Below are 19025 nucleotides of genomic sequence, written 5' to 3'. Positions count from 1 at the left end.
GGTACTGCCAACTACTGTCGCCTGTAATTTAAATGTACCGGTCCCTATTCCCGTGAAAACCGTTAGCAGGGGCCTCGTTCCCCCGTGTTGGACAATACCACGGACCCGCAGGAGGTTATAAACGGTGGCGGTTCCGGCCCGATCGATCCGGATCGCTAAAACAGGTTCTCGAGGCGATCGTCCGCGAACTGTTCGGCCGGATCCTCCTCTCGTTTCTCCTGCGCGCGTTTTGCCTCGCGAGCGCGTTGCATGAACTCCTCGATCCGATCGGAGCGTTCGGCCCCGCCGAGTAAGACGAGCGCGCCCAGTCGGTCGCTATCGAGCGGGAAGTCGCCGCCCCGGACCTGCATGCTTCCGGTTTCGTCTTCGAGCCAGTGACGGGCTTTTTCGACGCCCTTGCGGGGGATTCGATCGGGGGTGCCGGCGATGACGAGCAGCGCCGAATCCGCCGTCGTCGCGTCCGGAAGGCTGGTCCCGGTCAGCAGCGCCTGACGCGCGACGCTCATGACGGTCGTGATGTTTTCGCCGCTGTCTTCGGCTGCGACCGCGCTAGCGTAACCGAGCGTGGCGACGCCGCCGGATCTGAGCGTATTGATCACTTCACTCGAATCCACCACGCTTTCCCCGACGCCGTCCGTCGCTTCGCCCGAGGCGAACAGCAGGCCGACTCGCTGGGCGATCTTGCCGTTGATCGTCTCGAATGCACCTTCGACGCTCTCGCCCTGTTCGTGCCATGCGTCGTTGTCGATCAACAACGTTGCGTCGGCTTCCCGGACGAGCGTCTTCAGCGATCGACCGGCGTTGGCCTGATAGAGCGACCCCTCGTTGCGTCCGGGGAGCACGCCGAGGGCGTAGACGGGGATGTCGTAGACCTGCTGGAGGTGGTGGACGAGGACGGGTGCGCCGCCGCTACCCGTGCCGCCGCCGAGGCCGGCGACGACGAACACCGCCTCGGCGCTCGAGGTGACGCGGCCGTCGAGCGCGCCGAGCACCTCGTCGATGTCCGACTGCATGATTTCGGTCCCGAGTTCGTTGTCGCCGCCGACGCCCTGGCCGTTGACGCGATCGGCCCCGATCAGTTGCGTATCGGCGAACTCGAGCGACTGGAGGTCCTGCGTTGCGGAGTTGATCGCCAGTGCACCCTGGACGGCACCGAAGCCCATCTCCGCATCGAATCGGGTGAGCCGTTCGGTGACCTTCCCACCGGCCTGTCCAACCCCAATCAAGGCGACTTTCATATCAGGTAGTACGTGGGAACCCTGTTGAACGTTTGGGGTTTACAGAGGGTCCGTTTTTCATCACCGATCAGTGCCACGACCAGTACGGCGACGCTCGACATTCGGTGACGCCGCCGACGGCGGTGGCACCGCCGATAATGGCAATTCACTTGTTTCCGCCGCCTGTCCTGTCCAGTATGTTCTACGACCAGCGGATGAGCGTTCCGGACTCTCCGTCGGCCCTCCGCAAGGAGTACGATCGGGACCTCCAGGCCGTCGTCGAGGCCCGCGGAATCGACGCCGTCGAGGCTGAGACCGACGTCGATCGCGATCGACTCGAGGCACTGACCGACGGGAACGCGCCGGTTCTTACGCTTCCGGACGCCGCCCAGATCCAGTCGCTGGCCGACGGCGAACCCGACCCGGAGACGATCGAGATGATAGCCTGTGAACACCTGCTGTTGGGGATGACGACCGCGGTGCTCGATGTGGATGCCGTCGAGAGCAAACTCGCGATCGATCTCGACGCGAAGGAAATTCAACAGAAGATCGAACGCCGTGCCCCCATGACCTTCGACGAGTTCGTCCACATCCAGTACGCGATCGCGGACGGCGCGCGCTAACGTCAGGTCGTGCCCGTGTGGGTACTGTCGCTCGGTCACATCGCTGGTGGAACATCCAGACGATCGCCCAAAAATCGCTCACAACCCGCCGAAAGATACGCCGGGTGCAGTGTGGTTATGAGGATCCGTACACGAACCCCGGTATGAACGTTGCAATTCTCGGCTGCGGGCATGTCGGCCTGGAACTGGGCCGACAGCTTACGGCGCGCGGACACGAAGCGATCGGCGTCCGCCGCTCGACCGACGGCATCGAGGCGATCGAGGACGCAGGCTTCGAGGCGGTTCGGGCCGACGTGACGGACCCGGACGCGCTCGCGGCGGTGCCGAACGTCGACGCGATCGTGTTCGCAGCCAGCAGCGGCGGTCGCGGTGCCGACGTTGCCCGCGAGGTGTACGTCGAAGGGCTGCGAACGGCGATCGACCACTTCGGCGGCCGCGACGACCCGCCGAAGCGGTTGGTCTACACCTCCTCGACGGGCGTCCACGGCGACCACGACGGCGACTGGGTCGACGAGGAGACACCACTGAAGCCGACGACCGAGAAGACCGAAGTACTCGCTGCGGCCGAGCGGATCGCCCTCGAACTCCCCGCCGAATACGGGTTCGATGGCACCGTGGCGCGGTACGCCGGCCTCTACGGTCCCGATCGGTACCGGCTCGAACGCTACCTGCAGGGACCGGTGACGGAAGGGTACCTGAACATGGTCCACCGGGACGACGCCGCGGGGGCGGTTCGGTACCTTCTCGAGGAGGATCTGGCACGCGGCGAGGTCGTCCAGGTCGTCGACGACGAACCGGTCGACAAGTGGACCTTCGCGGACTGGCTGGCCGACGAGTGCGGGGTCGATCGCCCGCCGAAGCGGACGAAGCCCGAGCGACTGGCGGACCCGGACCTCTCGGAGGCCGCCCGCCGACGTATTCTGACGAGTAAACGCTGTTCCAACGAGAAACTGCGCGAACTGGACTACGAATTCGCGTATCCGACGTTCCGAGAGGGATATCGGGCGGCAATCGACTCCTACTGACCGATTTCGGGGTTTCCAGAACTCGTGCGAACTGGGGGAAATTTCTTAGGGGTGCCGTTTGATATGCCGGTATGGCTACCCGGAGCGCCCCTTCGAGTGCTGCGTCCGGGGTCGACCCGTTGGCGATCGAGTCCGTCGTCGAGTCGGTACGATCGCTCGAGCCGCTGGTTCTGTCCCTGCTGGTGCTTGCGATCGTCGGCGTCGGCGTGGGCGGCTGGTGGGTCATCCGGTGGTTCCGCCGAGCGCCGGGCGTCCGGCTTCAGCGCGTACTTCGGTCTCACGACGACGTCGCGGTCCTGATGCACCCCAACCCCGATCCCGACGCGATGTCGTGTGCGATGGCGGTCGCTGCGATCGCCGAAACGGTCGGGACGGACGCTACATTGCAGTTCCCCGGCGAGATTCGTCATCAGGAAAACCGGGCGTTCCGGACGGTGCTGGATCTCGACCTGGACCGCGTCGAGTCGAGTTCCGATCTGGCCGCCGACGCGGTCGTTCTCGTCGACCACAACACCCCGCGAGGGTTTACCGGCTCTCAGATGATCGAACCGATCGCGGTGGTCGACCACCATCCGGGTAACGGTGCCGGAACGGAGTTTACGGACGTTCGGACGGGATACGGTGCGGCCTCGACCATCTTCGTCGAGTATCTCGACCAGATGGGCGGAACGATCGAACTGGACGACGACGAGGAGGGGCCCGCGATTCCGGCGGAACTCGCCACCGGCTTGCTCTACGGCATCCAGTCGGATACGAACCACCTGACGAACGGCTGTTCGAACGCCGAGTTCGACGCCTGTGCGTACCTCTACGACGGCATCGACGAAGATCTGCTCGATCGCATCGCCAACCCGCAGGTCAGCGACGACGTGTTACGGATCAAGGCGAGGGCGATCACCGACAAGCGCGTCGAAGGGCCGTTCGCACTCTGTGACGTGGGCGAGATCGGCAACGTCGACGCGATTCCACAGGCCGCGGACGAACTCATGCATCTGGAGGGGGTAACGGCCGTCGTCGTCTACGGCGAACACGACGGCACGCTCCACCTCTCCGGCCGATCGCGGGACGATCGCGTCCACATGGGCGAAACCCTCCGCCACGCCGTCAGCGACATTCCGATGGCGAATGCGGGCGGTCACGCCCGCATGGGCGGGGGCCAGGTCTCGATCGATCACATGGAAGGGATCGGACCCTCCGACGGCATCAGCAAATCGGAGTTCGAAGAACGGCTCTTTTCGGCGCTAGCTGGCGAGCGGTCGTAGCTCGGTTGCGAGCGGGAACCAATGGCTTGCGTACGCCCCACTGATCGCTGGGAAGCGATCGGTCAGCGAATCTCCTTCCACTCGGCGGTACAATCCGGACAAATCCGGACGGTTTTGATGTCGTCCGGGTCGTTCTCCGTCTTTAGTGGCTTTTCGCACTCGCCACAGACGAGTCGATCGTACGTGTCTTTCTCGAGTTCGCCGTCGCGGAGTGCCTTCCGGACTGATTTCATGTTGGCGTCCTACGAAGGTGGGGGAGAAAAAGACCGGTGCTTTTTTTTGGCGTCACGCCGGCTGATACCCTGGCACACCGTTGGGACCCACGCGGCCGAACGCGATTCGCCGGAGCCGTGGCCGTTTTACCGGTCCGGCCGAAGAATGTACCGATGGAGTACGTCCAGGAGCGGATCGCGACGCTCCACGATTTCGGTCGGTCAGAAGCGCCGGGCGACGTCGCCTCTGGGACGAGAGTCGAGGCGGCCGTCGACGAGGCGGCCGTCGTCGTCCCGATGACCGATCGGGAGCACGAAAGCCCCGCCGCGGCGCGCGTGCTCACCGAACTCGAGCGCCTCGATCCCGCCGCCGTCTACGTCCCGGTTCGTGCGGCCCCCGATCGAGTCGACGCCTTCCGGGAGTGGCTCGACTCGTTTACCCTCCCGACTCGTGTGCTCTGGTGTAACGCGCCTGGCGTCGACGCGCTGCTCGCGAATGCGGGACTCGACGGTGAGTTCGGCAAGGGGCGGGACGTCTGGCTCGCGCTCGGTCCTGCCGCCGCCGCCGGCGAGTACGTAGTCGTCCACGACGCTGACGCTCGAAGCTACGATGCCGAGCACGTTCGACGGCTACTCGCCCCGCTGACGATGGAGTTTGACTTCTCGAAAGCGTACTACGCGCGCGTCGAGAGCGGTCGGCTCTACGGCCGGCTCGTCCGCCTGTTCTACGAACCACTGATCCGGACGTTGTCGGCGCGCCACGATGCGCCGGTTCTCGACTACCTCGCGTCGTTCCGATATGCACTCGCCGGCGAGTTCGCCGCAACCGCCGACCTCACCGAACGACTCCGAGCGCCTCGCGCGTGGGGCCTCGAGATCGGGACGCTCGGCGACGCGTTCGCCCACGCGGGATTCGAGGGCAGCGCACAGGTCGATCTCGGCCGCCACGAACACGACCACCGCGCGGTCGCCGGCGACGCCGGACTCGAGAGGATGAGCCACGAAGTCGCCGCGACGCTCTTGAGACTGCTCGAGTCCCACGGCGTCGATCCCGACTACGAGACGCTTCCAGACGGGTACCGCGAGGCCGGCCGCCGGCTGATCGACCAGTACGGTGCCGACGCCGCGTTCAACGACCTCGCCTACGATCGCGCCGCCGAGCGGGACCAGCTCGATCGGTACGCCGGAGCGATCACGCCGCCGGGGCCAGACCACCGGCTCCCACCGTGGCGGGACGCGCCGATCACGCCGACCGCCGTTCGTGAGGCGGCCCAGCCCTGGGCCGTCGACCAGATAGAGTCCACTGCGGGAGACTGACTCCCTCGGCCCCACGCCGAGCACTGACACGGAGCCACAGCTCGCGACGACTGACGCGGACCCCCACCTCACAGTCTTTATCAAATCGCCACCCGTTGTGCACCCTATGGATGCGACCGTCGACGAACTCGCTGGCGTGGTCGACCTCTTTGGCGGGCTGACCCGCGCGGAACTCGAGCGCGCCTTGGCGGAGGCCGCCTTTCGAGCCGACGGCCGGTCGATCGACGAGGACGCGCTCGCGGAGACGATCGAGCGCGCCTGCGAATCGTTCGCACTCGTCGGATGCGAACCGGGGGTCATCGAGGGCGGCGCGGTCGAGGGCGCGGCCGACGACGCTCCCCGCTCGCTGTTCGTCGCGGGACCGACGGCGTTCCCGACGGTGCCGGAACACGCCGAAGACCTGCCCCACATTCTCGACGTCGAATCCCGACGGCTCGATCGCGACGCGCTCGGAGACCGTGCCCGAGAGCGCTTTGCCGAGGCGGTCGATCGAGCGATCGAGGCGGACGACGCCGACCGACTGCACCGACTGCTGGACGTCAGCTACGATATCGAGGCATGGGCACCCGTAGATGTCGCCGCCGACCGCCGACGCATAGCGGAGACACTCGACTAACCGTATGCCAGACCCGACGCTGAACCTCGACCCGATCGCACGCCACCGACCGATCGAGATCGCGGATCAGGAACACGACGCCGCCGTTCTCGCGCCGGTGATCGAACGCGACGGGGACGATTACCTGCTGTTTACCCGGCGGGCCGACCACCTCGGGGAACACCCCGGTCAGATGAGTTTTCCCGGCGGCGGTGCCGAACCCGAAGACGAGTCGATCCTCGAGACGGCGCTCCGAGAGGCCCACGAGGAGATCGGACTCGAACCGCACGAATCCGAGATCGTCGGCCAACTGGACGACATCCGGACGATTACGGAGTACGCCGTCACCCCGTTCGTCGCCCGCGTCCCGGACCGAGAGTACGAACGCGACGGTCGCGAGGTGGCCGAAATCGTCGTCCTGCCGCTCTCGGGGCTGCTCGACCCCGAGAACTACGAGTACGAACGCCGGGACCACCCCTACTACGGCGACATCGTCATCCACTACTTCCACGTCGACGGCTACACCGTCTGGGGGGCCACCGGTCGGATTCTCGTTCAGTTGCTCGAGTTGGCGACCGAGTTCGAGGCCCCCGAACGGATCGATCGATCGACCGTCTGACCGCACCACGTCGATACTCGAGTACGCGCGAATCGTCCCGTCTGCTACCGGTCATGGCTTCTGAACCACCCAGAGGTAAGTATCCGCCGAGCACAGCATGTGGCATGCGAAACGCTCGTGACGATGCGACGGCTGTCGATCGATTCGCTGACCAGTTCGGTCGGGTGAGTTTTGATGACTGAGACCGACGGTTCCGAACTCGCGGTCGGTGCGGACGCCTTCACTCGGGAAGGGATCGGTCTCGAGGTTGCCGTCGTCGGCGGCGGAGCGGTCGGCGCGACGGCAGCCTACGACTTGGCGCGCGCCGGTGCCGACGTGACGCTGTACGATCGCGGCTCGATCGCCAGCGGTGCGAGCGGCCGTGCGGCGGGGATCTGTTACGACGCCTTCGCAGACCGGATCGACGCCGAGATCGCCGGCGACGCGATCGAGCGGTTCCGATCGCTCTCGGGCGACGAGACGTTCCCGTTCGTGGAGTGTCCGTACGTCTGGCTCGCTCGCGAGGGTGACGACGTCCGAACTGACGCGATCCACGAGGGAATCCGACAGATGCAAGAACGGGGGATCGTCGCGCTCGAGACCGGCGGCGACGACCTTTCCGATCACTTCCCGGCGCTCCGGTCCGACGACGTTGCGATCGCCGGCGTCGCCGGCGCAGCGGGCTATACGGACCCCGCGAGGTACACGGCGTGTCTCGCCGCAGCGGCGAACGGTTCCGGGGCGACGCTGGAACCCGAGACCCCCGTCGCCGTCCGAACTGATCCACCCCGCGTCGTTCACGACGAAGACGGCACGATCCACGAGGTCGACGCGGTGCTCGTCGTCGCCGGCGCTCACACCGCGGAACTGCTGAGAGCGGCCGGCCACCCGATCGCGATGAAGCCCTACCGCGTTCAGGCGCTGGTCGCGGACACGATGCTCGCGGATGCCACGCCCGTTCAGTTCACCGAGCCGATGGTCTACGACGCGACGGCGGATTACTACTTTCGCCCACACGCGGACGGCTTGCTCGCAGGCGACGGCACGGAACGCGCTGCGGCCGATCCTGAAACGTACGATCGCGACGCTTCTCCCGGTTTCGCGGAGACGCTCACTGGCCGAATCGAAAGTCGGCTCACGGACATCGTGCTCGAGGTCGATCGGGCGTGGGCGGGCCTCTGTACGGCGACGCCGGATCGGGATCCGCTCGTCGGGCGACTCGCCGACGGACTCTACGTCGCGACGGGATTTCAGGGGGAGGGCTTCATGCGCGCTCCGGCGATCGGGCAGCGAATCGCGACCGAAATCTGTGGCGGCGACGGGATCGATCGCTTCGACCCGACCCGGTTCGACGGTGACGAATCGTTCGAAATCGAGACCGGGATGACGATCGATCGCGAGCGATAGCGGCCTGGGAGGGGACTAGTCGTCGATCGTGACGCCGTCGGCTTCGGGATCCGGGGTTTCGGTAGCTGTGGTCTCGTCCCTGCCCTCCTCGGGGTCGCTACTGCGTTCCGCGGTGTCGCTGCCGGAACTGCCGGACGTCGCCGTCGCGTCGTCGACCGCAGATCGTTTCGGAATCTCGATACTGACCGTGCCGGTTTCGGAGAGTCTGGCGGTTCCCGCGTCGGGGGCGACGATCGCATCCGCCGGCAACTCGGCGTCGCCGGTGAGCGTCATTCCGCGACCGGGAAACCGTGTCTCGTAGCCCTCGTGGAACTGGCGAAAGCGATCGAGCTGAATTCGAACGCTTCCCTCGAGATACCGCACCTGCACGTCCTCCGGCTCCGCGCCGGGGGCGTCGAAGACGACGAGATAAGACCGATCGTCTTCGAGGACATCGACGGGCAGCGATCGCTGTACCTGGAGGTGACCGCTCGCTCGCCCGATCTGTCGGTAAATCGCGTTGCTGACGGACGAGCCGATATCTTTGAGGCTCACGGCGGTTCACCTCTCGTGGAGGGTATGGAAGTGGCGGGGACCACATCAGGGACCCGAGACTGCGTCGTGGACATGTCCGGGTGTATCGTTTCGATCGGCGTCTCCTTATTGGTTTTGCTATAATTTTCGGATATGGCTGACGGATACGGTATTCTTTCGGAACTATCTGTCACAGATCGACTAGTTCTAGACAGTCGGACCCGCCACAGACCGGACAGGCGAGGTCGGTAATCGACCGATCCTCCGGGACGTCGTATGTGTAGTGATTTTCGAACAGATCGAGGAAACAGTCGTCGTCAGTACAGAGGATCTCTTCAGTCGGTGGCATACGTCACCGTTTTGCGACCAGCACTATCAACGCCGTGGTAGCGGCGGCACGCGCCGGGTCGTCGATTCGATCGCGCTGTAGTCACCGTTTTGACTCTCGAGACGTTACGCGGGGGTATGACCGACCCCGAGACGCTGTCCGTGACGATCGTCGACGGCTACGTCGACGAACCCGCACACTTCGGGGTGCCGCCGTACATCTCGACGTACCCGCGGTACGCCGCCGGTGCGCTCGTCGACGCGGGCGTTCCTCGCGAGCAGATTACGTATCACACGATCGACGGGCTTCGCGACGAGTCCGATCGCTGGCGTAACGTCGACGAGGCCGACCTTCTGGTCTATCTCGGAGGGATGACCGTTCCCGGAAAGTACGTCGGCGGCACGCCCGCCGAACCCGACGAGGTACGAAAACTCGCCTGGACCGCCAGCGGAACGAGTCTGATGGGCGGCCCCGTCAAGTTCGGCGTGGGCGACGCAAACGAAGGTGCGACAGAAACGGAGCGGCAGGATCTCGATTTCGACTTCGTCGCGAAAGGCGACGTCGAGGCCGCCGTCTACGACCTCGTCGAGAGCGGTCTCGAAGGATTCAACAACCGGATGCGCGACGTCGAGGAAGTGTCTCGGTGGTCCCGGGAGGGGGCGTTTGTGGTCGAGCAGCACCCGAACCATCCCGACCACCTCATTGCCGAACTCGAAACGTCTCGGGGCTGTGCCTACCGGTGTTCGTTCTGTACCGAACCGCTGTACGGCAATCCGACGTTCCGCCCGCCGCCGTCGGTCGTCGGCGAGGTCGACGCCCTCTCGAATTACGGCGTTTCGCACTTCCGGATCGGCCGGCAGGCCGACATCCTCGCCTACGGCGGCGACGGCGAGGCACCGAACCCGGACGCCCTGAGACAGCTCTACGGCGGTATTCGCGAGGTCGCACCGGATCTCGAGACGCTCCACCTGGACAACATGAACCCCATCACGATCGTCAACTGGCCCGAACAGAGTCGGGAGGGGATTCGGATCATCGCCGAACACAACACGCCCGGCGACACGGCGGCGTTCGGTCTCGAATCCGCGGACCCGATCGTTCAGGACGAAAACAACCTGAACGTCAGCGCCGAGGAGTGTTTCGAGGCGGTCAGGATCGTCAACGAGGAAGGTGGGTGGCGTCCGGGTGAGCAGCCGGGAGACGGTCCCACCTTCGGCGACGACGCCCCCCGACGACTCCCGAAACTCCTGCCGGGAATCAATCTCTTGCACGGGCTCAAGGGCGAGCGAGAAGAGACCTACGAGTTGAACCGCGAGTTCTTAGAGCGGGTCTACGACGAGGGGTACATGCTCCGGCGGATCAACATCCGGCAGGTGATGGCCTTCGACGGAACCGATATGAGCGAGACGGGTGCCGAAATCGCCAACGAGCACAAGACGCTGTTCAAACGGTACAAACGGCAGGTTCGTGAGGAGATCGATCGGCCGATGCTCGAACGCGTCGCCCCGGCGGGAACCGTCCTTCCCGACATCCACCTCGAGTACCACCAAGATGGTACGACGTTCGGCCGGCAACTCGGTACGTACCCGCTGCTCGTCGGGATCCCGGGCGAGCGCGAACTCGGCCAGACGATCGATGTTGCGGTCGTCGACCACGGCTATCGCTCCGTCACCGGCGTTCCCCACCCGCTCGACCTGAACGACGCCTCGATGGACGAACTCACCGCGATTCCGGGTATCGGCGATCGCACGGCCGGCGACATCGTGATCAATCGACCGTACGACTCGATCACCGACGCGGATCTGGGCACCGAAGTCGATCTCGACGGGTTCGTGACGGCTCGATCGCGCGGTCGCGCGGAGTAAGTGGTTGGGCCACCGCCGCTCCGCTTTTCGGGTACAGCGACGGTTGAGGGTTGGACACAACGACAGTCCTGGCTGGCGGGCGTAGTCGGGTGAGTTCTCCGAGCAATCCGCGTCGATCAGCGTCTCTCGGTCGGTAGTTCTATTATGGAGCGGCCGCAGAGTGAAAATTGAGGGTCTGCCTGTGGAAATATCTGAAAAATTACTGTGTTTGTTCAGTACGGAGGTCTCGGCCGAGGAGGATCGATACGTTATCGAAGTACCGAAACAGGAGGTCGAAACCGGCGACATCGACCCCGGTGAGGTCTACCGTGTCGCACTCATTTCGCGTGACGAGTCGGTCTCTTCCGAGACGACCACGACCACGCCCGAAAGTGTGCCCTCGGAGCCACAGCCACCCGTCGACGTCGGCGAAACGCGGTACGTCGAGATCGAAGACATCGGCAAGCAAGGCGACGGGATCGCCCGCGTCGAGCGGGGCTACGTCATCATCGTCCCCGGTGCCGACGTCGGAGAGCGGGTCAAAGTCGAGGTCACCGAGGTCAAATCCAACTTCGCCGTCGGCGAGATCATCGAGGAAACGTTCTAAAACCACCTTTTTGGACGGGTCCTCCGCGACCGATGGTCGCACTCGAACCCGGCCAAAAAACCTGGATCAAAAAGGCCGCTCACTCGGCCGCACAGCGGCCTCGCTCTCGGTACAGTACAGCAATTTCCACCTTCGTTTGTCTCCCGTTGCTGTGTGCAACTCTCCCGCAGTATTTCTCGATCGGTGCCGCAGTTATTTCTCGATCGGCGCCCCGTCGATCCGTTTTGCTCCCTCTGAGTCGTGGACGACGACCTCGCCCGGGTCCGGGTCGGCGGGTTCGTAGGTGTCTCGGACGCCGATCGCTTCCTCGAGTTCCCGCACCGCGCGTTCTTTGAGTGCGGCGGCCAGTTCTTCGGCGTCCGTGCGCGAAATGTCTCGCCCGAGCCCCTCACACTCGTGGGCGCGAACCACTACCTCCTCGTCGCCGGCTTCCCGTTGCGCTGGGAGCACAACGCTGTCGACGGCCTCGCCCATGGGCTGGCTGGTGCCGGCGAGGGCGACGCTGAACGGGTACGTCTGACAGATGAGGGGGCGATCGTCGTGGGCGGTACAGGTTCCCATCCCGGACTCGTCTTCGTCGTAGAAGGTACAGTCGCCACAGCCGTCGGTCTGGAGGGCCCACTCGAAGGTCTCACCCTCGAGCGTCCCGTCGCGATCGTCGAGTCCGTACGGCATCGGGCGAGCGACATCGCGCCAGTCGTACTCGTGGTCGCGATCGTCGCGCCCGGTGTCTTCCGCTCCGTTCGCGGAGTCGTCCCCCTCGCTTCCGACGAGATCGCGCACTTCGTCCGGAAACACCGTCGCCGTGTGGTTGTCCTCGCCGTCGGCCGTACAACAGGCCCCACAGCGGGTGCATTCGAACCCGATCGACTCGATCGCGTCCGCGAGGTCGCCGACTGCTAGCGCACGAGCGGTTTCGAGTTCGGCTTCGAGCGATTGCACGGGTGGGTCTACCGCGGGGAACCGGAAAAGCGAGTCGGTGCCCGACCACGGTACCGCCGGCCGCGGTGTTAAGATTTCCCGCGGCGAACGGTCGCTAATGTCGTCTCTCAACGAGGAGATGGCCGATGCACAATCACAGGTCGACGACGTCAGAGACCATCTCAGAACGGAGATTCCGAAGTTGTTCGAGTTCGACGTGATCGTCGGCGGCATCGAGTACAACGCGAACAACAACACCGTCACGATCACCGTCGAGCCAAGCGCCGACGCGCGAGAACAACTGGCCGATCGGTTCGGCGGCGTAAAGGTGATGATCGAAGATCAGTTGACGTTCCAGTTTCAGTTAACGTCGGTCGATCGGGCCGAATAGTAGCGGCGTGACGGCGACGGACGCGTTTCAGGCCGGAACAGTCGCGCGATCGCCGTCCCAGTCGATGCGGTCTTCAACGGCGAGTTTATCGAGATGTGCGCGAACGGTCGCCCGTGCGAGGTCCGCAACGCCCGTGAGGTCCTTCTCGTACGCTTCGGCGAGGATCTCGTCGACGGTTTCCGCCCCCGCCTCGACCGCGTCGAGCACGTTCCGTTCCCGATCGCGCCGGTGGGCGAGTAGTCGGTCGATCGTCTCTCGAGGGACGTCGATCGCGGGCCCGTGGCCGGGATACAGCTTCGGCGGGTCGATCGCTCGGAGTCGTCGCAGCGTACCGAGGTACGCACGCATATCACCCTCAGGAGCACCGACCACGACGCTTCCCGCCTGGATCGCACAGTCCCCACACACGATCGGCCCGCCGTCTCCGGCTTCGAGTACGATGTGGTCAGGTGCGTGGCCGGGGGCGTCCAAGAGTGTCACGAACTCGTCACCGATCGGTATCGTCGCTCCGGGGAAGAAGGATCGATCGGGTTCGCAGTTTGTGGCCTCACGGAACCGATCGTGTCGACCGTACCGGGCCCAGACGGTCGCTCCGGTCTCTGCTGCGTACGCCGCCACCCCGCCGACGTGGTCCGGATGGGTGTGCGTGAGGACGATGTGGTCGACGGTGCGCTCGGCCACGAGTCGATCGAGGTCGTCGGTTCGCGCGGCAGGATCGACGAGGATCGCGCGACCGCGGCCGAGGAGATAGGCGTTCGTCGTCCCATCCGGGGCGCGCGTTGGCGTCGGGACGACACAGCGAGTGAGTTCCATACGCGTTCTGCAGACTCGGGCCAAAAGACGCTATCGACCGGTGTCAAGTACGGCGCGACGAGATCCGACAAAACGGATTCGATTCGATGGAAAACGCGCTTCGATGCAGCGTTTCAGGTGGGTTCGCCTCAGCGTTTCAGGTAGTAGACCTGCTTGCGCGCGTCTCGGAAGCTGTATCGAGAACCGATGAGGTCGACGTCTTCCAGGCGGTTGAGGGCGTAGCGGACGGTCCGGTCTGGGAGCAGCGATTCGTCGGCGAGTTGGCCCTGGGAAAGCGGCGAGTCGGTTTCGAGAACTTTGGCGACGAGTTTCGCACTCGGGGGGAGTTCGCGGAGTCGATCGCGGTATTCGTCTTTGGATAGCGTCTCCTCGGCGGCCCTGGTACGCTCCTCGGCGGTACTCATGCTCATACCTGTTCCAGGGGAACCGCCAATGGTAAAGCTTCCCTATATGTGGATACGAATAATCCAGTTTGTATAAGGCATACTTATGCTGTATTACCACAATAACGAGTATTCGTCCGTCATCTTCCGATTTGTTTTATAAATAGCCCGTCTCAGGAACGTCCTGACGGCTGTTCGGCGTTCGCCTGTCGGGTGGCAGAACGGTCATCGACGGTACGCTTGGGACCAATCGTTCGCGAAGAGACTCCAATATCGTTTTATCCCACGACTACTGTAGTTGCATCCAGTGTGAAAGGACAGGAGTGGTACCAGGCCGACGATGTCGCCGAGGAGTACGACGACAAACGATTTTCCCGCGGTGGAGAGCTGATCGATCGTCGAGAGAAAGCGGCGGTCCTCGAGGCGATCATGCCCGTCGAGGATCGGTCAATCCTCGAAATCGCCTGTGGCACCGGCCGATTTACCGTGATGCTCGCAGAGCGAGGAGCCGACGTCGTCGGACTCGACATTTCGGCGGCAATGCTCCAGCAGGGCCGCCAGAAGGCCCAGAACACGGCGCTCGCGGGAACGCTCGATTTCCTCCGCGGTGATGCGGGACGGTTGCCGTTTCCGGACGATCACTTCGATACCGTCATCGCGATGCGGTTTTTCCACCTTGCAGACGATCCGGAGGCGTTCTTGAGCGAGATGCGCCGGGTGTCGAGCGACCAGATCGTCTTCGATACGTTCAATCGGTTTAGCGCCCGCAGCGTCTACAACTGGGCGCTCCCGATGGGGTCGCGGCTCTACTCGAAGAGCGAAGTCGCGACGCTGCTGGCAAAAACCGACCTGACGCTCGTCGACGTCGAAGACGACTTCCTCGCACCCTACGGGCTGTATCGATCGATCCCGAACGGACTCGCGTCGCCAATCAGACGACTCGATACGGCGATCGGCGGCCGTCCCATCACCGATCACTTCGCCTCGGTGTCGTACTGGAACACGCGCGTTCGATCGGCCGAGGAGTAACGCCGGGACCGATTCCGGCGGCAGCTGGTGATCCACCTCCGCCGATCCTGATAGTGAGCGGTGATCCAGCCGTCGCGATCGAAGCCGGGAGCGAGGCTCGGGAGAGCGACTGCCGATACGAGAACACTCCGGACGGCGTGAACCCCTCCCTATTTTACTCTCGGGCAATTCTACCACATAGTATGGAGCTCTCGGTCGTGGTCTCGACGCTCAACAACCGGGAGCAGTTGCTGTCCTGTCTCGACGCCCTCCAGGGACAAACGCTGCCGGAGACCGAGATTATCGTCGTCAACGGTCCCTCTTCTGACGGAACCACGGGAGTCATTCGCGATCGATCCGACGTCGACGTGCTCGTCGAAATATCCGAACGAAACCCAAACGTCTCCCGGAACGCGGGCTTCGAGAGCGCCACGGGCGACGTGATCGCGTTCCTCGGCGGCGAGTACGTCGTCGACGACGGCTGGTTCGAGACGCTGACCGGTGCGATCGAGACCGGGGCGGACGTCGTGACCGGCCCGGTCACGGGTGCCGACGGTGCCATCGAGGAGGAGCCCTCACACCGCGTCGCCGGCCGTGGCGTGGCCTACATCGAGGGGAGCAACGTTGCGTTCGACCGCACCGCACTCGAGGCCCTCGACGGCTTCGATGAGTATCTCACCGCAGGCGGGGCCCGCGACTGCGCCCACCGCGTTGCCGGCCTCGGCTTCGACGTCGCATGGACCCCGGAGATGGCCGTCCGGACCGACGTCGGGGCCGACGGCGGCCGCACCGACCCGGACTGGAGTGGCACCTATCGATCGCTGGCGTACCGACTCACGAAAAACTACGGACCGCGACCGACCGTCCTTGCTCGCACGATCGGCAGCGCCGTTCGAGACGGCATCCTCGGCGTCCGCGAACTCATTGCGGGCGAGGTAACCCCGACGGGCTGGTTGGGCGACGGCGTCGACGTCGTCAGGAACGCCGGTCGCGGGTTCCGTGACGGCCTCCGCGCACGGTACGCCGATCGATCGATGCGGCGCAACCCCAACGGCGTCTCGACGCGCCACGACCGAGCCGTGCGAATCTACGATCGACGCTGACTGTGGCCCATCGACGGTACCGACGGTAACTTGTGATCCGTGCACGGATCAGCGACGACGCTCGGCCTCGGGCCTGAGCGCCTTGATTACCCGACACGCGTTCTTCGAGAAGCACCGCCAGAGTTTGTCCTCGGAGATGTCTAACGTGAGGATTTCCATGACGGCGACGTCCGGGTGACAGGCGGGGGTTCCGCTGCCGAACAGGACTCGATCGGGGTGTTCGAGCAGCGCGCGTTCGAGTTCTCTGCGGTATCTGACGAAACTCGTCTCGATGTAGCAGTCGTCGTACTCGTCTAACAGGTCGATCATCTCGTTCATCAGCGACCGATCGAGGGGGTGGCCGCCGAAGTGGGCGACGATGACGGGGAAATCGTGACCGAGCAGCCGGTTCGCCAGCACCGCAGGCGGGGCGTCGGTCCCGCCGTGAACGAGAACCGGCATGTCGACCCCGTCGAGGACGGCGAGGACCTCCTCGTCGGGGTAGCCGTCGACGGCGGGATCGAGGACGAACCCGTGAAACCGATCGTCGTAGGCGTACCTCTCGATGTCTTCGGGCGTCGTGTGGTGGTCTTTCCGCCGACGGACGGCGTTTCGAAGGCGGCCCGTCGCGCTCCCGTCGGATCCCTGGCTGCCGTTGATCCGGGCGGCGGCGACGAAGGGGCGATCGACGCTGTGACGGGCGACGCCGTTATTCGGCGCAACGTAGCTCGTTTCCGCACGCGCAGACGGGAAAACGACGGCTTTCGTGATTCCGGCCTGGTGCATCTCTCGCTCCAGTCGATCGGGCGTGAGCGCGTCGTCGCCGGCTCTCGTCGCGGGAAACTGCGTATAGACGTCGACGATCCGAAACCCGTGTTCCAGCTCCAGCATTCAGCAATTCATTGCCGGTCGACCCATATCGTGCTATCGAATCCGTGCGAACGAGTCTCGTGGCCGGGCCGTCAGTTCGCTCCCGGTCGAATCGCGATCGTACCGGGCGCTGGTTGGGCCGGCGACGGATGAGGATGCGTTGCCGGGTGTCGGTTTTGGTCGGGACCGAGGCTGGCCCGAGCGTCGGTGATCCCGACGAAATCGATGAGGTGTGCCGACAACCCACACACGTAATCGCCAGAGGGAGCGGTGTCGGTAGGGAAACTTTTATATAGAAGTGCTGACGACATTGTTAGTGAGTACACCAATGGCACAACAGCGACGCATGGGCGGACAGCCTATGTTCATCATGAGCGAGGATAGCCAACGAACGCAGGGCCGCGACGCCCAGTCGTCCAACATTATGGCCGGCAAAGCCGTTGCCGAAGCCGTACGGACGACACTCGGTCCGCGGGGAATGGACAAGATGCTCGTCGATTCGAGCGGCGAAGTCGTCATCACGAACGACGGTGCAACCATCCTCAACGAGATGGATATCGAGCACCCTGCGGCCCAGATGATCGTCGAAGTTGCCGACTCCCAGGAGGAGGAAGTCGGTGACGGAACGACGACGGCCGCCGTCGTCGCCGGCAACCTGCTTGCCGAAGCCGAGGACCTCATCGAACAGGACGTCCACGCGACGACGATCGTCGAGGGCTATCACGAAGCGGCACGGATCGCCCGCGAGGCGATCGACGACCAGGTTAGCGAGGCCGACGTCGACGACGAGGTCCTCAAACAGGTCGCTGAGTCGAGCATGACCGGCAAGGGAACTGGCGGACTGACCGCCGAATCCCTCGCCGAGACGGTCGTCGAGGCCGTCCGCCACGTCGAGACGGACGACGGCGTCCAGCAGGACAACGTCTCCGTCCACACCCAGGTCGGCGCGTCCTCGAACGCGACCGAACTCGTCCCCGGCATCGTCATCGACGAGTCGCCCGCTCACGACGCGATGCCCGCGGAAGTCGAAGACGCCTCGATCGCCGTCCTCGACGTCGAACTCGGCGTCCGAACCGGCGAGATCGACGCCGAGTACGCCATCGACTCGATCGATCAGCTCAACACCGCGATCGACGCCGAGGAGAGCGAAGTTCGGGGTTACGCCGAAACCGTCGCCGAAAGCGGCGCTGACGTCGTCTTCACGACCGACGACGTCGACGACCGCGTCAGCACGTACCTCGCGAACGAGGGCATCCTCGTCTTCGAGAACGTCGGAAGCTCCGACGCCAAGAAGATCGTCTCCGCCACCGGAGCCCGCCGCGTCGGTGCCCTCGACGACCTCGAGGAAGCCGACTTCGGCGCTGCCGACCGCATCCGCGCGGAGACCTACGGCGACGACGACCTCGTCTTCGTCGAAGGCGGCGCGGCCGCCGAAGCCGTGACGGTCTTCGTCCGCGGCGGCACCGAACACGTCGTCGACGAACTCGAGCGTGCGATCAACGACGCACTCGACGTCGTCGCAACCGCACTCGAATCCGGCGAGGTCGTTCCCGGTGCCGGAGCAACCGAGATCGCGATCGCAGACCGCGTCCGCGCCGAAGCCGCCGGGATCGAGGGACGCAAACAGCTGGCCGTCAACGCCTTCGCGGATGCACTCGACGTCGTTCCGCGCACGCTCGCCGGCAACACTGGACAGGACCCGATCGACGCGCTGGTCGACCTCCGTGCCGCCCACGAGTCCGAGGGCCGCGCGGGGCTGATCACCAACGGTGAGGAAGTGACGATCGCTGATCCCTTCGAGTACGGCGTCGTCGACCCCGCGGACGTCAAACGCGAAGCGGTCGAGAGCGCGACCGAGGCCGCGACGATGATCGTCCGCATCGACGACGTCATCGCCGCCGAGTAACGTCGCCCGGCCGATTCAGATATTTTTCGCGTCCAGACACGTCTGCTGGTAGTTTTACGATCGGACGGCCACTATCGTTAAGTGTTAACATGTGGTATCTTGA

At 64.5% G+C, this 19025-nt stretch carries 21 protein-coding genes; 13 read left to right on the top strand and 8 right to left on the bottom strand.

Annotated elements, in window-relative coordinates; genetic code table 11:
* Positions 1–155: 155 nt before the first annotated feature.
* Positions 156–1238: a tubulin/FtsZ family protein gene (locus tag AC6I6L_RS02075; RefSeq protein WP_497916055.1), complete on the bottom strand. Its 1083-nt coding sequence runs from the start codon at positions 1236–1238 to the stop codon at positions 156–158.
* 176 nt (positions 1239–1414) lie between these two features.
* Between AC6I6L_RS02075 and AC6I6L_RS02070 the strand changes: the two genes are divergently transcribed.
* From AC6I6L_RS02070 to AC6I6L_RS02060, 3 genes are all read left to right on the top strand, one after another.
* A complete protein-coding gene (locus AC6I6L_RS02070; protein ID WP_497916054.1) occupies positions 1415–1840 on the top strand; it encodes a DUF5791 family protein in 426 nt (141 codons plus the stop codon).
* Positions 1841–1983: 143 nt separating this feature from the next.
* Complete coding sequence (locus tag AC6I6L_RS02065) at positions 1984–2865, top strand: SDR family oxidoreductase (RefSeq protein ID WP_497916053.1); 882 nt, start codon at positions 1984–1986, stop codon at positions 2863–2865.
* Between the two features lie 71 nt (positions 2866–2936).
* Positions 2937–4127, top strand: a complete 1191-nt coding sequence (locus AC6I6L_RS02060; RefSeq protein ID WP_497916052.1) for a DHH family phosphoesterase — start codon at positions 2937–2939, stop codon at positions 4125–4127.
* 62 nt (positions 4128–4189) lie between these two features.
* Here the strand turns inward: AC6I6L_RS02060 and AC6I6L_RS02055 are convergent, their stop codons facing one another.
* The gene (locus AC6I6L_RS02055) at positions 4190–4360 is read right to left on the bottom strand and encodes an HVO_0758 family zinc finger protein (protein WP_497916051.1); all 171 of its coding nucleotides are present in this window, start codon (positions 4358–4360) and stop codon (positions 4190–4192) included.
* A 153-nt stretch (positions 4361–4513) separates the two neighbouring features.
* Between AC6I6L_RS02055 and AC6I6L_RS02050 the strand changes: the two genes are divergently transcribed.
* The 4 genes from AC6I6L_RS02050 (at position 4514) to AC6I6L_RS02035 (ending at position 8256) form a co-directional block, all read left to right on the top strand.
* A complete protein-coding gene (locus AC6I6L_RS02050; protein WP_497916050.1) occupies positions 4514–5656 on the top strand; it encodes a glycosyltransferase family protein in 1143 nt (380 codons plus the stop codon).
* 106 nt (positions 5657–5762) lie between these two features.
* On the top strand, positions 5763–6272 hold the full coding sequence (locus AC6I6L_RS02045; RefSeq protein WP_497916049.1) for a DUF7109 family protein: 510 nt from the start codon (positions 5763–5765) through the stop codon (positions 6270–6272).
* 4 nt (positions 6273–6276) lie between these two features.
* Positions 6277–6870, top strand: a complete 594-nt coding sequence (locus AC6I6L_RS02040) for an NUDIX hydrolase (protein WP_497916048.1) — start codon at positions 6277–6279, stop codon at positions 6868–6870.
* 174 nt (positions 6871–7044) lie between these two features.
* Complete coding sequence (locus tag AC6I6L_RS02035; RefSeq protein WP_497916047.1) at positions 7045–8256, top strand: NAD(P)/FAD-dependent oxidoreductase; 1212 nt, start codon at positions 7045–7047, stop codon at positions 8254–8256.
* A 15-nt stretch (positions 8257–8271) separates the two neighbouring features.
* Here the strand turns inward: AC6I6L_RS02035 and AC6I6L_RS02030 are convergent, their stop codons facing one another.
* Both AC6I6L_RS02030 and AC6I6L_RS02025 read right to left on the bottom strand, forming a co-directional pair.
* Positions 8272–8790 (bottom strand): Hsp20/alpha crystallin family protein, encoded by a 519-nt coding sequence (locus AC6I6L_RS02030; RefSeq protein ID WP_497916046.1) that lies wholly within the window; start codon positions 8788–8790, stop codon positions 8272–8274.
* A gap of 169 nt (positions 8791–8959) precedes the next feature.
* Positions 8960–9118: a DUF7559 family protein gene (locus tag AC6I6L_RS02025; protein ID WP_497916045.1), complete on the bottom strand. Its 159-nt coding sequence runs from the start codon at positions 9116–9118 to the stop codon at positions 8960–8962.
* A gap of 116 nt (positions 9119–9234) precedes the next feature.
* Here AC6I6L_RS02025 and AC6I6L_RS02020 point away from each other — a divergent pair, with 116 nt between their 5' ends.
* Complete coding sequence (locus AC6I6L_RS02020; protein ID WP_497916044.1) at positions 9235–10962, top strand: radical SAM protein; 1728 nt, start codon at positions 9235–9237, stop codon at positions 10960–10962.
* A 181-nt stretch (positions 10963–11143) separates the two neighbouring features.
* Positions 11144–11548: a TRAM domain-containing protein gene (locus AC6I6L_RS02015; RefSeq protein ID WP_497916043.1), complete on the top strand. Its 405-nt coding sequence runs from the start codon at positions 11144–11146 to the stop codon at positions 11546–11548.
* A 192-nt stretch (positions 11549–11740) separates the two neighbouring features.
* Here the strand turns inward: AC6I6L_RS02015 and AC6I6L_RS02010 are convergent, their stop codons facing one another.
* A complete protein-coding gene (locus AC6I6L_RS02010) occupies positions 11741–12490 on the bottom strand; it encodes a YkgJ family cysteine cluster protein (RefSeq protein WP_497916042.1) in 750 nt (249 codons plus the stop codon).
* 97 nt (positions 12491–12587) lie between these two features.
* Between AC6I6L_RS02010 and AC6I6L_RS02005 the strand changes: the two genes are divergently transcribed.
* Complete coding sequence (locus AC6I6L_RS02005; RefSeq protein WP_497916041.1) at positions 12588–12860, top strand: hypothetical protein; 273 nt, start codon at positions 12588–12590, stop codon at positions 12858–12860.
* Positions 12861–12887: 27 nt separating this feature from the next.
* On the opposite strand, the gene AC6I6L_RS02000 is transcribed toward AC6I6L_RS02005, so the two are convergent.
* Together AC6I6L_RS02000 and AC6I6L_RS01995 are read right to left on the bottom strand one after the other, a co-directional pair.
* Complete coding sequence (locus tag AC6I6L_RS02000; protein WP_497916040.1) at positions 12888–13673, bottom strand: MBL fold metallo-hydrolase; 786 nt, start codon at positions 13671–13673, stop codon at positions 12888–12890.
* Between the two features lie 128 nt (positions 13674–13801).
* Positions 13802–14083: an ArsR family transcriptional regulator gene (locus tag AC6I6L_RS01995; protein WP_497916039.1), complete on the bottom strand. Its 282-nt coding sequence runs from the start codon at positions 14081–14083 to the stop codon at positions 13802–13804.
* A 282-nt stretch (positions 14084–14365) separates the two neighbouring features.
* Between AC6I6L_RS01995 and AC6I6L_RS01990 the strand changes: the two genes are divergently transcribed.
* Positions 14366–15085, top strand: coding sequence for a class I SAM-dependent methyltransferase (locus tag AC6I6L_RS01990; RefSeq protein WP_497916038.1), 720 nt, complete (start codon positions 14366–14368; stop codon positions 15083–15085).
* Between the two features lie 182 nt (positions 15086–15267).
* Positions 15268–16167, top strand: a complete 900-nt coding sequence (locus AC6I6L_RS01985) for a glycosyltransferase family 2 protein (protein WP_497916037.1) — start codon at positions 15268–15270, stop codon at positions 16165–16167.
* 48 nt (positions 16168–16215) lie between these two features.
* Here AC6I6L_RS01985 and AC6I6L_RS01980 read toward each other — a convergent pair whose 3' ends face one another.
* Positions 16216–17037 carry an amidohydrolase family protein gene (locus AC6I6L_RS01980; RefSeq protein WP_497916036.1) on the bottom strand — a complete coding sequence of 274 codons (822 nt, stop codon included), beginning with the start codon at positions 17035–17037 and terminating at the stop codon, positions 16216–16218.
* Between the two features lie 340 nt (positions 17038–17377).
* Here AC6I6L_RS01980 and thsA point away from each other — a divergent pair, with 340 nt between their 5' ends.
* Positions 17378–18922, top strand: coding sequence for a thermosome subunit alpha (gene thsA / locus AC6I6L_RS01975; protein ID WP_497916829.1), 1545 nt, complete (start codon positions 17378–17380; stop codon positions 18920–18922).
* The last annotated feature ends 103 nt before the right edge of the window (positions 18923–19025 follow it).

This window comes from Halosolutus sp. DAT137 (genome assembly GCF_059736405.1).
The sequence above is the reverse complement of the archived record's forward strand: the minus strand, read 5'-3'. Positions and strand labels throughout refer to the sequence as shown.